This is a genomic window from Cronobacter sp. EKM101R, assembly GCF_963888145.1.
Lineage (GTDB): Bacteria > Pseudomonadota > Gammaproteobacteria > Enterobacterales > Enterobacteriaceae > Cronobacter > Cronobacter turicensis.
Window position 1 is genome coordinate 1 of the sequence record NZ_CAWPHW010000044.1, and the last position, 294, is coordinate 294.

A 294-nucleotide genomic window follows, 5' to 3' on the forward strand; every position below is an offset into this window, starting at 1 on the left:
GCGTGGCGCAGTTATGAAAAAGGCCCGCCGAAGCGAGCCTGAGGAAGCGGATAAAAAAAGCCCCGCCGAAGCGGGGCTAATCCCACAGAAGCGAAGTGACTCTTGTCTTAACAAAGACGACGACTTCTGGGGTAACTCACTTAGAGCATGAAGCTCTTATCAACGTTTCGTCAGATAGCTTGCGCGGGCAGCGAGAATTGAACCCACATCATCAGCCTGGAAGGCTGAGGTAATAGCCATTATACGATACCCGCATATGGTGCCGATTACCGGAATCGAACTGGTGACCTACTG

Annotated in this window: 1 tRNA gene; it reads right to left on the minus strand. The window is 52.0% G+C overall.

From position 1 onward, the window contains the following. Positions 1-182: 182 nt before the first annotated feature. Positions 183-254: transfer RNA gene (locus AACV31_RS19165), tRNA-Gly, on the minus strand. Positions 255-294 lie beyond the last annotated feature (40 nt).